This is a genomic window from Actibacterium pelagium, from assembly GCF_002285415.1.
GTDB classification, from domain to species: domain Bacteria; phylum Pseudomonadota; class Alphaproteobacteria; order Rhodobacterales; family Rhodobacteraceae; genus Actibacterium_B; species Actibacterium_B pelagium.
The window spans coordinates 1,472,974-1,486,753 of record NZ_NSBU01000007.1 but is presented as its reverse complement, the minus strand read 5'-3'; the positions used below and the strand labels follow the sequence as shown (position 1 = coordinate 1,486,753).

Annotated in this window: 14 protein-coding genes; 2 read left to right on the top strand and 12 right to left on the bottom strand. The window is 60.1% G+C overall.

The window, feature by feature from the left end; all coding sequences use genetic code 11:
• Positions 1-139: 139 nt before the first annotated feature.
• On the top strand, positions 140-1,426 hold the full coding sequence (ccrA, locus tag CLM58_RS16220; RefSeq protein ID WP_095597163.1) for a crotonyl-CoA carboxylase/reductase: 1,287 nt from the start codon (positions 140-142) through the stop codon (positions 1,424-1,426).
• Positions 1,427-1,482: 56 nt separating this feature from the next.
• On the opposite strand, the gene CLM58_RS16215 is transcribed toward ccrA, so the two are convergent.
• Positions 1,483-2,646, bottom strand: a complete 1,164-nt coding sequence (locus tag CLM58_RS16215) for a cation:proton antiporter (protein ID WP_095596896.1) — start codon at positions 2,644-2,646, stop codon at positions 1,483-1,485.
• A gap of 28 nt (positions 2,647-2,674) precedes the next feature.
• Entirely contained in the window at positions 2,675-3,256 is a 582-nt protein-coding gene (locus CLM58_RS16210) for a hypothetical protein (RefSeq protein ID WP_229666076.1), read from the bottom strand.
• A gap of 138 nt (positions 3,257-3,394) precedes the next feature.
• Between CLM58_RS16210 and CLM58_RS16205 the strand changes: the two genes are divergently transcribed.
• Positions 3,395-4,927: an ATP-dependent DNA helicase gene (locus CLM58_RS16205; protein ID WP_095596895.1), complete on the top strand. Its 1,533-nt coding sequence runs from the start codon at positions 3,395-3,397 to the stop codon at positions 4,925-4,927.
• Between the two features lie 39 nt (positions 4,928-4,966).
• Here the strand turns inward: CLM58_RS16205 and CLM58_RS16200 are convergent, their stop codons facing one another.
• The 10 genes from CLM58_RS16200 to CLM58_RS16155 all read right to left on the bottom strand — a co-directional run bounded on the left by CLM58_RS16200 (position 4,967) and on the right by CLM58_RS16155 (position 13,621).
• Entirely contained in the window at positions 4,967-5,731 is a 765-nt protein-coding gene (locus CLM58_RS16200; RefSeq protein WP_095596894.1) for a TIGR02186 family protein, read from the bottom strand.
• The gene (locus CLM58_RS16195; protein ID WP_095596893.1) at positions 5,731-6,651 is read right to left on the bottom strand and encodes a sulfite exporter TauE/SafE family protein; all 921 of its coding nucleotides are present in this window, start codon (positions 6,649-6,651) and stop codon (positions 5,731-5,733) included. Before CLM58_RS16195 ends, CLM58_RS16200 begins: the two co-directional genes overlap by 1 nt.
• A gap of 57 nt (positions 6,652-6,708) precedes the next feature.
• Positions 6,709-7,671, bottom strand: a complete 963-nt coding sequence (locus CLM58_RS16190) for an ABC transporter permease (RefSeq protein ID WP_095596892.1) — start codon at positions 7,669-7,671, stop codon at positions 6,709-6,711.
• Positions 7,671-8,759 carry an ABC transporter permease gene (locus CLM58_RS16185; RefSeq protein ID WP_095596891.1) on the bottom strand — a complete coding sequence of 363 codons (1,089 nt, stop codon included), beginning with the start codon at positions 8,757-8,759 and terminating at the stop codon, positions 7,671-7,673. Before CLM58_RS16185 ends, CLM58_RS16190 begins: the two co-directional genes overlap by 1 nt.
• Before the next feature lies 1 nt (position 8,760).
• Positions 8,761-10,323 carry an ABC transporter ATP-binding protein gene (locus CLM58_RS16180; protein ID WP_095596890.1) on the bottom strand — a complete coding sequence of 521 codons (1,563 nt, stop codon included), beginning with the start codon at positions 10,321-10,323 and terminating at the stop codon, positions 8,761-8,763.
• 2 nt (positions 10,324-10,325) lie between these two features.
• Complete coding sequence (locus tag CLM58_RS16175; protein WP_095597161.1) at positions 10,326-11,330, bottom strand: BMP family lipoprotein; 1,005 nt, start codon at positions 11,328-11,330, stop codon at positions 10,326-10,328.
• Between the two features lie 158 nt (positions 11,331-11,488).
• Positions 11,489-11,914 (bottom strand): GNAT family N-acetyltransferase, encoded by a 426-nt coding sequence (locus tag CLM58_RS16170; RefSeq protein ID WP_095596889.1) that lies wholly within the window; start codon positions 11,912-11,914, stop codon positions 11,489-11,491.
• Positions 11,911-12,495: a tRNA (adenosine(37)-N6)-threonylcarbamoyltransferase complex dimerization subunit type 1 TsaB gene (tsaB, locus tag CLM58_RS16165; RefSeq protein WP_095596888.1), complete on the bottom strand. Its 585-nt coding sequence runs from the start codon at positions 12,493-12,495 to the stop codon at positions 11,911-11,913. The genes CLM58_RS16170 and tsaB overlap by 4 nt, the downstream gene beginning before the upstream one ends.
• Complete coding sequence (locus CLM58_RS16160) at positions 12,485-13,048, bottom strand: NifU family protein (protein ID WP_095596887.1); 564 nt, start codon at positions 13,046-13,048, stop codon at positions 12,485-12,487. The genes tsaB and CLM58_RS16160 overlap by 11 nt, the downstream gene beginning before the upstream one ends.
• Before the next feature lie 117 nt (positions 13,049-13,165).
• Positions 13,166-13,621, bottom strand: coding sequence for a universal stress protein (locus CLM58_RS16155; RefSeq protein WP_095596886.1), 456 nt, complete (start codon positions 13,619-13,621; stop codon positions 13,166-13,168).
• Positions 13,622-13,780: the final 159 nt, after the last annotated feature.

Genomic DNA, 13,780 nt, shown 5'->3' with positions numbered 1-13,780 from the left:
CCGGTGTCCATTCGCAAGGACATAAAATTACAAAAAACTCCATTTCGTGATTGCATTATTGCGCGCGGAAATTTATTCCATGTTCAAGCGCAGCATTGATTCTGCAATGCGGCACCAGATTAACGAACAGGAGGCAGATATGGCTCTCGACAGCAACGAAGGCGTTCTCACTTACGACGCTCCCGAGAAAGATCTTTATGAAATCGGCGAAATGCCCCCGATGGGTTATGTGCCGAAGAAAATGTACGCATGGGCGATCCGCCGTGAGCGTCATGGCGAGCCTGACAAGTCGTTCCAGCAAGAGGTTGTTGATGTCCCTGAGCTGGACGCCCACGAGGTTCTGGTTCTGGTTATGGCGGCTGGCGTGAACTACAACGGCGTTTGGGCCGGTCTGGGTGTTCCGATCTCTCCGTTCGACGGCCACGGGCAGCCCTATCACATCGCGGGTTCCGACGCCTCGGGCATCGTTTGGGCCATTGGATCCAAAGTGAAAAACTGGAAAGTGGGCGACGAGGTTGTCATCCACTGTAACCAGGACGACGGCGACGATGTCGAGTGTAACGGTGGCGATCCGATGTACTCTCCGACGCAGCGTATCTGGGGCTATGAGACCCCCGACGGGTCCTTCGCACAGTTCACCAACGTTCAGGCTCAGCAGCTGATGCCGCGTCCCAAGCACCTGACTTGGGAAGAGGCAGCTTGTTACACCCTGACACTGGCCACCGCTTACCGCATGCTGTTCGGCCACCCGCCGCACGAGCTGAAGCCGGGCATGAACGTTCTGGTTTGGGGCGCCTCGGGCGGTCTGGGCACCTATGCGATCCAGCTGTGTAAAGCGGCCGGCGCGAATGCGATCGGTGTGATCTCGGACGAATCGAAGCGTGACTTCGTTATGGGTCTGGGCGCCAAGGGCGTTATCAACCGTAAAGACTTTACCTGCTGGGGCCAGCTTCCGACCGTGAACACGCCGGAATACAACACCTGGTTCAAAGAGGCGCGTCGTTTCGGCAAGGCGATCTGGGACATCACCGGCAAAGGCAACAACCCTGATATCGTCTTTGAACACCCCGGCGAGACCACTTTCCCGGTTTCGAACCTGGTTTGTAAAAAGGGCGGCATGGTTGTGATCTGCGCGGGTACCACCGGCTACAACCTGACCTTTGACGTTCGCTACACCTGGATGCACCAGAAGCGTCTGCAGGGTTCGCACTTTGCGCACCTGAAACAGGCTTCGGCCGCAAACCAGATGATGATCGAAAAGCGCATCCACCCTTTCCTGTCGGAAACATTCTCTTGGGATGACATTCCGGCGGCACACATGAAGATGATGCGCAACGAGCACCTGCCGGGCAACATGTCGGTTCTGGTTCAGTCGCCCAAGCTGGGCCTGACCACGCTGGAAGAAGTTCTGGAGGCTGGCAAGTAAGCACTTGTGAATAAAGATGAAAACCCCGTCGCTTGCGGCGGGGTTTTTCTTTTGGGTCAGTCGTGGTCCTTGACCTGGCGAATGGCCCATAGCGTGCCGGCTGGCCCAAGGATTTCGAAGGCTACGGTCGTGCCCACGGTCAAGGCAAGGATGGTTTCCGACCAGTCTGGGAACTGTTTGCCAGCGACCAGAGCCATCCCGATTGCAACACCCGCCTGCGGCAGAAGGGCGACGCCGAACCACGGTCGTTGCGCCTTCGGGGCACCGCCAAGAACGGCCCCGAGCCACCCGCCGATGATCCTGGATACGGTGCGCAGCACCATATAGGCCGCGCCGATCCAACCGATCGCCAGAAGGGATTCAGTCTCTAGCGAAGCCCCCGCAAGGATGAAGAACAGGATCATGAAGGGCCACTGAATGTGTTCGATCTCGTGGAAAGCGCGGGTGTGGTGGCGGGCTTTGTTGACGATGATCAGCCCCACGGTCATGCCGCTGATTAGATAGGAAAGCTCTAGCCACAGGGACAGGCCCGAGGTCAGGAAGACCAGCGCCAGCGCCTCGATCTGAAGGGGTTCACCATCGGTCAAGCGACCGGTCAGGAAGGCCGCCGGGAAGCCGATCGCGCAACCCAAAAGCACGGAACCGCCAAGTTCCCGGGCGATCCCACTTACCAAGTCGGTATCCGTGTGACCGTTCATCTGCTGCACAAGTAACACCACCGCGCTGAAGGTGATTAGCCCCCAGACATCGTCGATAGCGACGATCCCTTTCAGTGTATCGGTAAAGGCGTTGTCCTTGCCCGATTGCTTGATGGCGTCCTGCGTGGCGGCAGGGGCCGTCGCGGTTGCGATGGCCCCGACAACAAGTGCCAGACCAAGGCCGAACCCCAGAAGCCAAAGCCCGAGGCTGACCAGAACCACTGTGCAAACCACGATCGCGACAGAGATCAGCAGGATGGATTTGCCATGGGCTGTCAGGTTGTCCTTTGTCAGGGAACCGCCCAAGAGGAAGGCCACCATTGTCAGTGCCGTGATCGCAAGGAAGTCGTACCAGCCCTCTACCTGTGGCGGGATCAGGTCTAGCCCCGCGCCCCCCGCGACGATCCCGCAGGCCAAAAGCAAGGTAACCCGGGGCAGGCGCGTTCGCTGCCCGATCTGGTCGGCCGCGAGCCCAACGATGAACAGGGCGCCGATGGTCAGAAGGATAGGGGCAAGGTCCATAGGGCAGTATCCTGAACGACTGGGCCGATTACTGAGCGTTCTGCGCGCGTTCCATCATCATCTGGTGGACTGCGCGCATGCCCTGATCGGCCATGGCAGAGACTTCTGCTGCGTGAATATGCATGGCTTCAACGAGCTCCGGGTCATCGGAGGTCTGGGTTACGATAACACCGTCCTCGGTGACCTCGACCTGCGTAGTCAGGGCTTCGTAGCGTTCAAAGAAGATATCCAAGGTCGGACTTTGGATGAAAACCTTGGGGTCATCACCGGCCTCTACCCTTGCGATCATGTCGATGACATGCCGCACGATCGCGTCTTTGACCTGCGGGTTGTCAGAGCGGGTGACAGCCCGAATACCGTTGGGCAGGTTGGTGACTTCGCGGTCGATTTGCGGAAAGGTCTGGAACATGGTCGCCAGATCGGCCGTTTCGCCTTTGGTGACGTTTTCGCCCTGAAGGCCGGGCATGTTCCGCATGTCATGTCCCGTTCCGTCCGCCCCGTGACCATGCATTCCGCCGCCGCCAAGTTGCTGCGCGAACGCCGTAGAGGCCGCTAGGATCAGCCACAGGGGTAGCAAGAGTTTTTGGGCTTTTTTGATGGTTTGTTTCATGGACCAAGGTCTCCGATCTTTGCCATGCTCGTTGGGTATCAGAATTGGCCGAAACGGCGGGTGAGGCAAGTGCTTGTCTTTTCGCAGTCCGGGCGATGCGCTCTGGTCCCCGGCGGGGCGGGGCGCTAGGGTCGGCGCATGACGAATGCCGTGCAGTTTTCCGACGATCAGGCCGAAGCCTTTGACCGCGTAACAGAGATGTTACGCTCGGTCGGTGTGGACCTTGAAGAAGCGCTTTTGACCCCACGTGTCGAAGGGCGCGGAAGCAAGGTTCTGGCTGTGATCGGCAAGGCGGGGTCGGGCAAGACGCTGCTCTTGGCAGAGCTTTACAAGGCATTGGAAGAGGCGGGGGTTGAAACCGTCTCGGGCGATTATGAGGGCCGCCGCCGCAAGGACCGGCGGACGCTGGCGATCTTGGCCCCGACCAACAAGGCGGCGAGCGTGTTGCGCAATCGCGGGGTTCCGGCCACGACGATCCACCGCATCCTGTACACGCCCGTCTATGATCCCGAATACGAGAAGATTGCCGATTGGCTTGCTGGCAACGCCGAGAAGCCAGAGATCGAAGGGCTGACCGAAGAGGCGCTGGACCGCGCCTTTGCCTTCTACCAGTCGAACAAGTCGATCCCCGGAGCTTTGGCCGCTGCGGGACTGCGCGGGTCAGATTTCATCACGGGCTGGAAGCGGCGCGAAGAGCCGCTGGATATCGGTTTCGTGGACGAGGCCTCGATGCTGGACGAGCGCCAGTTCGAGGACCTGCAGGAAATTTTCAGCACGCTGATCGTCTTTGGCGATCCGGCGCAGCTGGCGCCTGTGAACCAGTCGGGGAAGATGGTCTTTGACGACATGGCAGAGACGCGCAAGCTGATCCTGCATCGCGTCCACCGCCAGACGCAGGACAACCCCATTCTGGACCTTGCCCACGCCCTGTCCGACGACAGTCTGGGGTTCGAGGATTTCGAACAGATGATCGCGGATACTGCGCGTAAAGATGAGCGGGTGGTAATGGCGCAGCGGGTGGAAAGCGGCCTGATGGCGCGGTCGCCCGTGCTGGTCTGGCGCAATGCGACCCGCATTCGGTTGATCCATGCGTTTCGCGCGGCCTATGGCGCGCCTGCGGATGAATTGCTGCCCGGAGAGCCCCTGATTTGTGACGGGATCGAGCTGCCGCTGAAACACCGCAAGAAGCGGCTGGACCTAGAGGCGCGCGGGCTGATCAAGGGGGCTCAGGTGGTCTATCTGGGACCGGGGAAGCGGCCTGGGTTCTCGCGCCTGCATGTGATGGGGGCAGAGGACCCGCGGGTGTCGGCGGCCTCGATCATCAAGATCGAACTGCCGGACGAGGAAGAGCCCTTCATCCCCTATGCCGCCCGCATGGGGGCGGCGTTCCTGCATGGGGCCGCGGTGACAATCCACAAGGCGCAGGGCTCGCAATGGGACACGGTGCAAGTGTTCGCGCCGGACCTGTGGGCGGCGGCGCGGATGGGCCGGGTCGAGGCGGGCCAGCCCCTGTGGAAACGACTGGCCTATGTGGCGATTACGCGGGCTGAAAACCGGCTGTGCTGGGTGGTACGGAACCGGTTGGGAAAACCGACCGAGCCGCTAAGTGTGGCCGATCTGCGACCTGCGGCAGCGCCGTTGGAGTTGAAGGCAGAGGAAAGCAACGACTAGGGCGGTCATTGCGACCACGGTGCCCTATCCCGGGCGGGTCTAGTTTTTCAGCAGGCGGAAGAAGGCCGAAGCGCCCCAGCCAGCGGCAATCGCGATGATCAGCGACAAGAGCCCATAGATCAGGGAATGCTCGTGGGCGAGGTTGTAGATCCAGCGTTCCAGCCCCACCTTGCGCACGTCTAGTGTGGTCTCATAGGCGTCGATCACCTGATTATTGCGTAACAGGAAGATGCGGGTGCGATAGTCGCCCTCTGTCAGGTTCGACGGCAGTTCGACATTGGCACGGAACAACGTGTCCTCGGTCAGCTCGATGCTTTCTTCTTGAACCTGATAGGCCCCTTGATCGGTACGGATGCGGATCACGGCCTCGACAAACGGGTCCCGCGTGCCCCCCGAGGGCTGCGCGTCATGAGCGCGAATGGCGCGAGGGACCGAGATGGAATGTTGCAGGTCCGCAGCCGGGGACAGGATTTCGTTCAGCGGTGCGGTCGAACGGATCGCATAGAAGGTCGGCGCAAAGTCAATCTCGGCAGATTCAGCGTTCACCCAGATGCCAAGCTTCCGCTCTTTCTTGCGGACCAAGACCGGGGTCAGGTGGCTGGAGACGGTGATAATCACGTCCAGCTTGTCTTCGGGCGCGGGTTTGTCGCGTTTGACGGCGCCGAAGATCAGGATCTCGGACCCTTTGAAGGTGGTGGTGATCGCCACGTCGGTCTGGCTGAGGCCGGCGACAACCTCTTCCCCGCGGGCGGGCAGGGCGGCCAACAGGCACAAGATCAGCAGACTGATCAGGCGACGGATCATTAGTGACCACCCCCTGCGCCAAGCGAATACAGCTCGGACGGTTGAATCAGCAGGTCTAGCGCCAGTTTCAAACAGACTGCCAGAACCATGATCGCCAGCAGGACGCGCAGTTGTTCAGCCTTCAGATAGACGCCGATCCGGGTGCCAATCTGCGCACCGACAACGCCGCCGATCAGCAGCAGAAGTGCCAGTGCCATGTCGACGGTCTGGTTCGTGGTCGCGTGCATCAGCGTGGTAAACGCGGTTACGGCGATGATCTGCAGAAGCGAGGTGCCGACAACCACTTTGGTCGGCATCCCAAGGATATAGATCATGGCAGGTACCATGATGAATCCGCCGCCAACCCCCATGATCGCGGCCAGAACGCCAACAACACAGCCCACCAGAAGCGGCGGGAAGACTGAGATGTACAGCCCCGAGGTCCGGAATTTCATCTTCATCGGCAGGGCGTGGACCCAAGACCGTTGACGCCGCTTCGGCGGCATTGCCCCGGAAGAGCGGGACCGGCGGATCGCGCGCACGCTTTCGATGAACATCAGCGAGCCGACGACACCCAGAAAGACGACGTAGCAAAGGCTGATCAGAAGCTCGACCTGGCCAAGGCTTTTGAGGAAGTTGAATAGGACAATACCAAGCGCCGCACCAACGATGCCGCCCGCCATCAAGACCCCACCCATTTTGAAATCAACGGTGCGTCTTCGCAAATGGGCCAGCACGCCCGAAAAGGACGAGGCTACGATCTGGTTAGCTTCAGTTGCGACGGCGACGGCGGGTGGGATGCCTATGAAAAACAAAAGCGGCGTCATCAAGAAACCGCCGCCCACACCGAACATACCAGATAATATCCCAACCATGCCGCCCAGCCCTAAAAGCAGGAAAGCGTTCACCGAAACCTCGGCTATGGGGAGGTATATCTGCATGGAGTCTCCCTAGCCAGATGTAGGGAGACTTGCAAGGCGCAATGAGGGCGCTTGGGGTTACTGCTCTTTGACGTAGGGCTCGCCACCGGCGCGCGGCGGGATGGCTTTGCCGACAAAGCCCGCAAGGATCACGACGGTCAGGATATAGGGCAGAGCGTCCAGCAATTGCACTGGTACGTCGAAGCTGGTCATCGCTGTCACAACGTCAGGACGTAGGGACAGAGCCTGCAACAGGCCGAACAGCAAACAGGCGACCAGCGCGTGCCAGGGCCGCCACTTGGCGAAAATCAAGGCCGCAAGGGCGATAAATCCGCGTCCTGCGCTCATTTCTTTGACGAAGCCAGCTTGCAGGGCCGTGGCCAGATAAGCGCCCGCGATACCACAAAGGACGCCACAGATGCCGACCGCGGCAAAGCGCAGCCCGGTGACGTTAATTCCTGCGGTATCGACCGCTGCGGGGTTTTCACCTACGGCGCGCAGACGCAGGCCGAACCGTGTGCGGTACAGAAGCCACCAGCTGGCCGGAACCAGCAGTAAGGCCAGATAGACCAGAATTGTATGTCCAGAAATCAGGTCCGTATAAATCGGCCCGATCAGGGGGATGTCGATGCCGGACAGGGGCAGTTCGATGGGTTTGAACCGGGCGTCACCGACCAGCGACGGCGTACGACCGCCTTGCCTGAACCAATCCTCGGCTATGACCACCGTCATGCCCGAGGCAAGGAAGTTGATCGCAACACCTGAAATCAGCTGGTTCCCTCTGAAAGTGATCGAGGCCAACCCGTGGATGCCTGACAGGGTCAGCGAGGCCGCGATGCCCGCCAGAAGGCCAAGCCAGACCGTGCCGGTGGTGTAGGCGACAGCGCCCGAGAAGAAGGCCGCAGCCAGCATCTTACCCTCTAGGCCGATGTCGAAGATGCCCGCGCGTTCGGAAAAGAGCCCCGCCAGACAGGCCAGCAGAAGCGGCGTGGCAAGGCGGATGGTGCTGTCGAGCACCTGAAGCAGCGTTTCAAGATCCATCACGCGCCTCCTTTCCGGGTAAACAGTTTAGCCAGCGGGATACGCACCATGTTGTCCAGTGCGCCGGTGAACAGAATGACCAGCGCCTGAATGACTACGATCAGGTCACGCGGGATGCTGGTGGTGAATTGCAGCTCTGCCCCGCCTTGGACAAGAAAGCCAAACAGGAACCCGGCAAGGATCACACCGACGGGGTGGTTGCGGCCCATCAGGGCGACCGCGATGCCGATAAAGCCCGCGCCTTCGACTGCGTTCAGGACCAGCTTTTCGGCCTCTCCCATGACGTTGTTGATCGCCATCATGCCGGCCAGACCACCAGAGATCAGCATGGCGATCATGGTGATCCGCACCGGGCTGATCCCGGCATAGATCGCGGCGGGTTCGGACTGGCCGTAGGACCGGATCTGATACCCCAGTTTCGTGCGCCAGATCAGCAGCCAGACAAGAAGGCAGGCGATGAGCGCGATGAAGAAGGTGATATTGACCGGGGCACCCCGGAAAAGGGTGGTCTCTGCGGTCGAGAACATGTCCTGGAAGGTGGGCAGGTTGGTGCCAGACGGGAACCGCGCCGAGGACGGGTCTTGGGCCCGAGGCGGTTTCAGGTGGTTCACAAGCACATAGTTCAGCAGGGCGGCCGCGATGAAGTTGAACATGATCGTGGTGATAACGATATGGCTGCCGCGCTTGGCCTGCAGATAGGCTGGAACCGCAGCCCATGCCGCGCCAAACAGGGCGCCTGCAATCATGGCCACCGGCAGGGCGACCAGCCAATGCGGCCAGTCAACTGCCAGACAGACTAGGGCAACGCCAAGCCCGCCCAAAAGGGCCTGCCCCTCGCCGCCAATGTTGAACAGGCGCGCGTGGAAGGCGACCGAAACGGCCAGCCCGGTAAAGATGAAGTTGGTGGCGTAATATAGCGTGTAGCCCCAGCCATAGGTCGAGCCAAGCGCGCCCGAAATCATGGTCTGCACGGCAACAACCGGGTCTTCGCCGATCCCGACGATCACAAGGCCCGAAATTGCAAAGGCGATTAGGACGCTGATCAGGGGGATCAGGAACACGTCCGCCCATTGGGGAAGTCTGTCCATCTTACGCAGCCTCTCCGCTCATCCCGGCCATGAGCAGGCCAAGTTCGGTCTCATTGGTTTCGCTTGGCAGGCGTTCGCCCATGATCTTGCCATCGAACATCACCGCGATGCGGTCCGACAGCGACATGATCTCGTCCAGTTCGACCGAGACCAAAAGGATCGCTTTGCCGCTGTCACGCAGTTCGATGAGTTGCTGGTGGATAAACTCGATCGCACCAATGTCAACGCCCCGGGTGGGCTGGCCGACCAGAAGAAGATCAGGGTCGCGCTCGATCTCGCGTGCCAGAACCAGCTTTTGCTGGTTACCGCCGGAAAAGCTTTTGGCGGAAATCGTGGGGATCGGCGGGCGAACGTCGAAGAGTTCCATCTTTTTAACGGTGTCTTCGCGGATGGCCTTGTTGTTCATCAAAAGGCCCGACTGGTACGCCGGATCGTGATGGTAGCCAAAAGCCATGTTTTCCCAGGCCGAGAATTCAAGGATCAGCCCCTCGCGGTGGCGGTCTTCGGGCACATGAGAAATCCCGGCCTCGCGGCGGGTGCGTCCGTTGGCCTTGGGGCCGGTCAGGGGCAGGGGGGTGCCGTTGATCTTCACCTCACCGGTCGCTTGGGTCACGCCGCCCAGCACATGCAGAAGTGCGGACTGGCCATTCCCAGAGACCCCGGCGATGCCAAGGATCTCTCCTGCGCGGACATGCAGATCAATGCCCTTCAGGCGTTTGACGCCGTCTTCATCGGTGACCTGAAGGTTTGAAACCTCAAGGATTGGTTTGCCGGGTTTGGCAGGGGCTTTGTCGACCCGCAGCAGGACCTTGCGGCCGACCATCAGCTCGGCCAGCTCCTCGGGCGAGGTCTCGGCGGTTTTGACGGTGGCGGTCATCTCGCCGCGCCGCATCACGCTGACCGTGTCGGTGATATGCATGATCTCGCGCAGCTTGTGCGTGATCAGGATGATCGTCTTCCCCTCTGCCCGCAGGTTATCAAGGATGCGGAACAGGTGGTCGGCCTCGGCCGGGGTCAGCACCCCGGTAGGCTCATCAAGGATCAGGATTTCCGCCTTGCGATACAGGGCCTTGAGGATCTCGACACGCTGCTGGTGCCCGACGCTGAGCTCTTCGATCAGCTCGTCAGGGTCCACGTGGAGTTCGTACTCTTCGGAAAGGCGTTCCAGCTCGGTGCGTGCCTTGGACAAAGAGGTGCGCAACATCGCACCGTCTTCGGTCCCAAGGATCACGTTTTCCAGAACCGTGAAGTTCTGGACCAGCTTGAAGTGCTGGAAGACCATGCCAATGCCCGCGCTGATCGCTGCTTGGCTGTCTGGAATCTGGGTCAGGTTGCCGTTGATAAAAATCTCACCCGCATCGGCTTTGTAGAACCCGAACAGGATCGACATCAGGGTGGATTTCCCCGCCCCGTTTTCGCCGATGATCCCGTGAACCGTTCCCGGCATCACACGGATCGAAATGTCTTTATTGGCTTGAACCGGGCCGAAGGCTTTGGAAATGCCCTTCAACTCGATTGCGGGGGCAGCCGAAGACGGCTGCCCCTGATTTTCAACTGCGGTCATGATTAGAAGTCAAGAACCGGGCAGCTGTCGTTGGTGTAGTAGGCGGTCACTTCGATTTCGCCCGAAATGATTTTCGCCTTCGCGGCCTCGACGGCGGCTTTCATTTCATCCGAAACCAGCGAGGCGTTGTTTTCGTCCATCGCATAGCCCACGCCATCTTCGGCCAGACCCAGAACCTGCATCGAACCGCCGGTCAGGGCGTCGCCTGCTTTCAGCGAGTCATAGACGGCTACGTCCACGCGCTTCAGCATCGAGGTCAGAACGCTGCCAGGGTGCAGGTGGTTCTGGTTCTTGTCGACGCCGATCGAGTAAACGCCTTCGTCAGCCGCGGCCTGCAGAACACCAACGCCGGTGCCGCCTGCAGCAGCATAAACAACGTCAGCGCCTTGCGCGATTTGTGCTTTGGCCAGCTCGCCGCCCTTCACCGGGTCGTTCCATGCGGTCGGCGTGGTGCCGGTCATGTTGGCGATGATAGTGGCGTCGGGGTTCACGGCTTTTACGCCCTGGGCATAACCGCAACCGAAGTGACGGATCAGCGGAACATCCATACCGCCGATGAAGCCAACGGTGCCGGATTCCGATTTCATCGCGGCCATCATGCCGACCAGATAGGAACCGGTGTGCTCTTCGAAGGCGATCATCGCGACGTTCGACGGGATTTCAGGAATCCAGCCGTCGATGTTGACGAAGGTGGTGTCAGGATAGTCTGCCGACACTTCGTTGACCGGATCGGCCATTGCAAAGCCGGTGGTGATGATCGGGTTTGCACCACGCTCGGCGAAACGGCGCAGGGCCTGTTCGCGCTGCGCTTCCGAAGACAGCTCGATCTCCAGGTACTTGCCGCCAGTTTCGTTGGCCCAACGCTGCGCGCCGGTGTAGGCGGCTTCGTTGAAGGATTTGTCAAACTTGCCGCCCAGATCGTAAATGATCGCAGGTTCGGCCACAGCGGCGCCCGCGGTCAGGGCTACGACAGCTGTCGCGCTGGCGAAGAAGTGAGTAAGTTTCATGAAAACGCTCCCGTTGGTGTTTTGCTTAATCGGCCGGTGAACCGGCTCATTTTTGCCCATTAGGTCAAATCATAAACTATTTAAGGCCTTACAGAGGGCAGGTGGTCAACCGATTCTTGGGTTTTGGGCAGAGTTCAGGAGGGCATTCCCGTGTGACCTTACGGCACGAGCGGGGAAAGTGCCTTTATCATGATCACTGCGTCAACCGGTTGGTCGGTGCCGGATCGATAGTATCCAGAACGCAGGCCGGACCGGGAATACCCCTGCGCAGAATAAAGAGCGATGGCGGCGGTATTGTTCGCGGCAACTTCCAGAAAGGCAGACCTTGCACCACTGTCCCGCGCAGTGGTTTCGAACGCCTCAAGGCAGGCTTTTCCCAGCCCCTGTCTGCGTTGGTCGGGGTCGGTCGCGAGGGTCAAAAGTTCGACCTCATCCGCGATGACGCGGCCCATGGCGAAAGAGGTTTCATCGCCTGTCACGAACACTAGCGGACTGTCGAGAAGATCAGCGAACTCCTTGGTCGTCCAAGGGCGCGGCATGGTGAATGCGCGGGCGTGCAACTTGGCAAGGCTGTCGGGGGTCATGACAGGATGACTGGCGGCGGGTCCGAGGGGGGCTTGGCGTCTGCTGGACGAACATAAAGCGGCGCGGGACGCGGTGCATCGGCCGGGGCGTCTGCGGCGAGGCGCGCAATCATCTGGACATGCGCCTCTGGGGTGTGGTCCGTCGACAGGGCAACAGCGGTCAAAGAGCCCGCATCGCACAAAACCGGGCCGAGCATCTTATCGGGATCAAGGAAATAAGCCTGATCGCGCGGGGCAGGGACGGCGGTTTGCGCCCAGTTCGACAGGTTTCTTGTGGTCTCAAACAGCGAGATGCCAACCGCAGGGATCTTCAGCCCCAAGGCCAACCCGCGTGCAGTGCTGACAGAAATGCGGATACCGGTGAAATTGCCGGGGCCAATGCCGACGCCGATCTTGTCGAGGTCCGCCCACGTCTTTCCTGCCTCGGCCAGCACTTCTTCCAGAAGAGGCATCAGCCGTTCGGCTTGTCCGCGCCCCATCTCTTCGTGGCGGCTGGCCAGAATGTCGTCCCCGCATAGCAAAGCGGCGGCGCAATGCGCCGCCGATGTATCAAAGGCCAGAACGGTTGGCTTAGGCGGCAACGGGGCGAACCTCGGTCACTTCGGGGATGTAGTGGCGCAGCAGGTTCTCGATGCCCATCTTCAGGGTCAGGGTCGAGGACGGGCAGCCCGCGCAGGCTCCTTGCATGTGCAGGTACACGACGCCGCGTTCAAAGCCGTGGAAAGTGATGTCGCCACCGTCCTGTGCCACAGCCGGACGCACGCGCGTGTCCAGAAGCTCTTTGATCTGCTTGACGATCTCGGCATCCGGGCCGTCGTGATCGGCATGGCCTGCCGGAGCGGTCGCCTCGCCTTCCATCACCGGCTGGCCGGACTGGAAGTGTTCCATGATCGCGCCAAGAAGGGCGGGCTTCAGATGCTCCCACGCGCTGTCTTCGGCTTTGGTCACTGTGACGAAATCGCTGCCGAAGAAAACGCCGGTCACACCCGCCACGCCAAACAGGCGCGTCGCCAGCGGAGAGGCCTCGGCCGCCTCGGCAGTTGGGAAGTCGGCAGTGCCCGCCTCAAGCACGGTTTGGCCGGGCAGGAATTTCAATGTCGCCGGGTTCGGCGTGGATTCAGTCTGAATGAACATGGCGACCTCCAATAATTAGGTTTTTGATATGCGCCTTTGATGGCCAAGTGTCAATGATTGGAATGATTCTAAAAAGCTTTGGGCAGGTGAGATTACGCTTCGTCGGACGTGCCGGGATCAGGTAATCGCTTCCAGACGGTCCTTTGACATGTCGCCCGGCACAATCGTGATGGGCACCGGCAAAGAGCCTGAATTCTTGGACAATTGCGTGACCAGTGGACCCGGGCCGCGCTTATCTGTGCCAGCGCCAAGAACCAGTACGCCAATCTCTGGGTCTTCATTGACCTGTTTGATGATTTCTTGGACGGGCTCGCCTTCGCGGATCACCAACTCGGGTTCGATGTTCTGACGGTCGCGCATCCATTTTGCGAAGACTTCAAAGTGAACGATGATCCGTTCACGCGCCTCTTCACGCATGATGTCGCCAACGCCGATCCAGTGGTTGAATTCATCCGGGGGGATCACCGACAGGACTGTCACGCCGCCACCTGTGTGACTGGCACGCATTGCCGCGAACCGCATCGCGTTCAGGCATTCACGGCTTTCATCAAGAACCACTAGAAACTTGCGCATCAGTTTTCTCCCTTCGCGAGATCATGACGGAAGGGTTGGGGACAGGCAACCAAATTCGGGGGCCGAGCGAGCTTAGCGCGGGCCGGGGCAGAGCCGATTTAGCTGTCCGACTGCGCAGAAATGTGATTGCGCGAATTTGCACACAATCATGTCCATGAC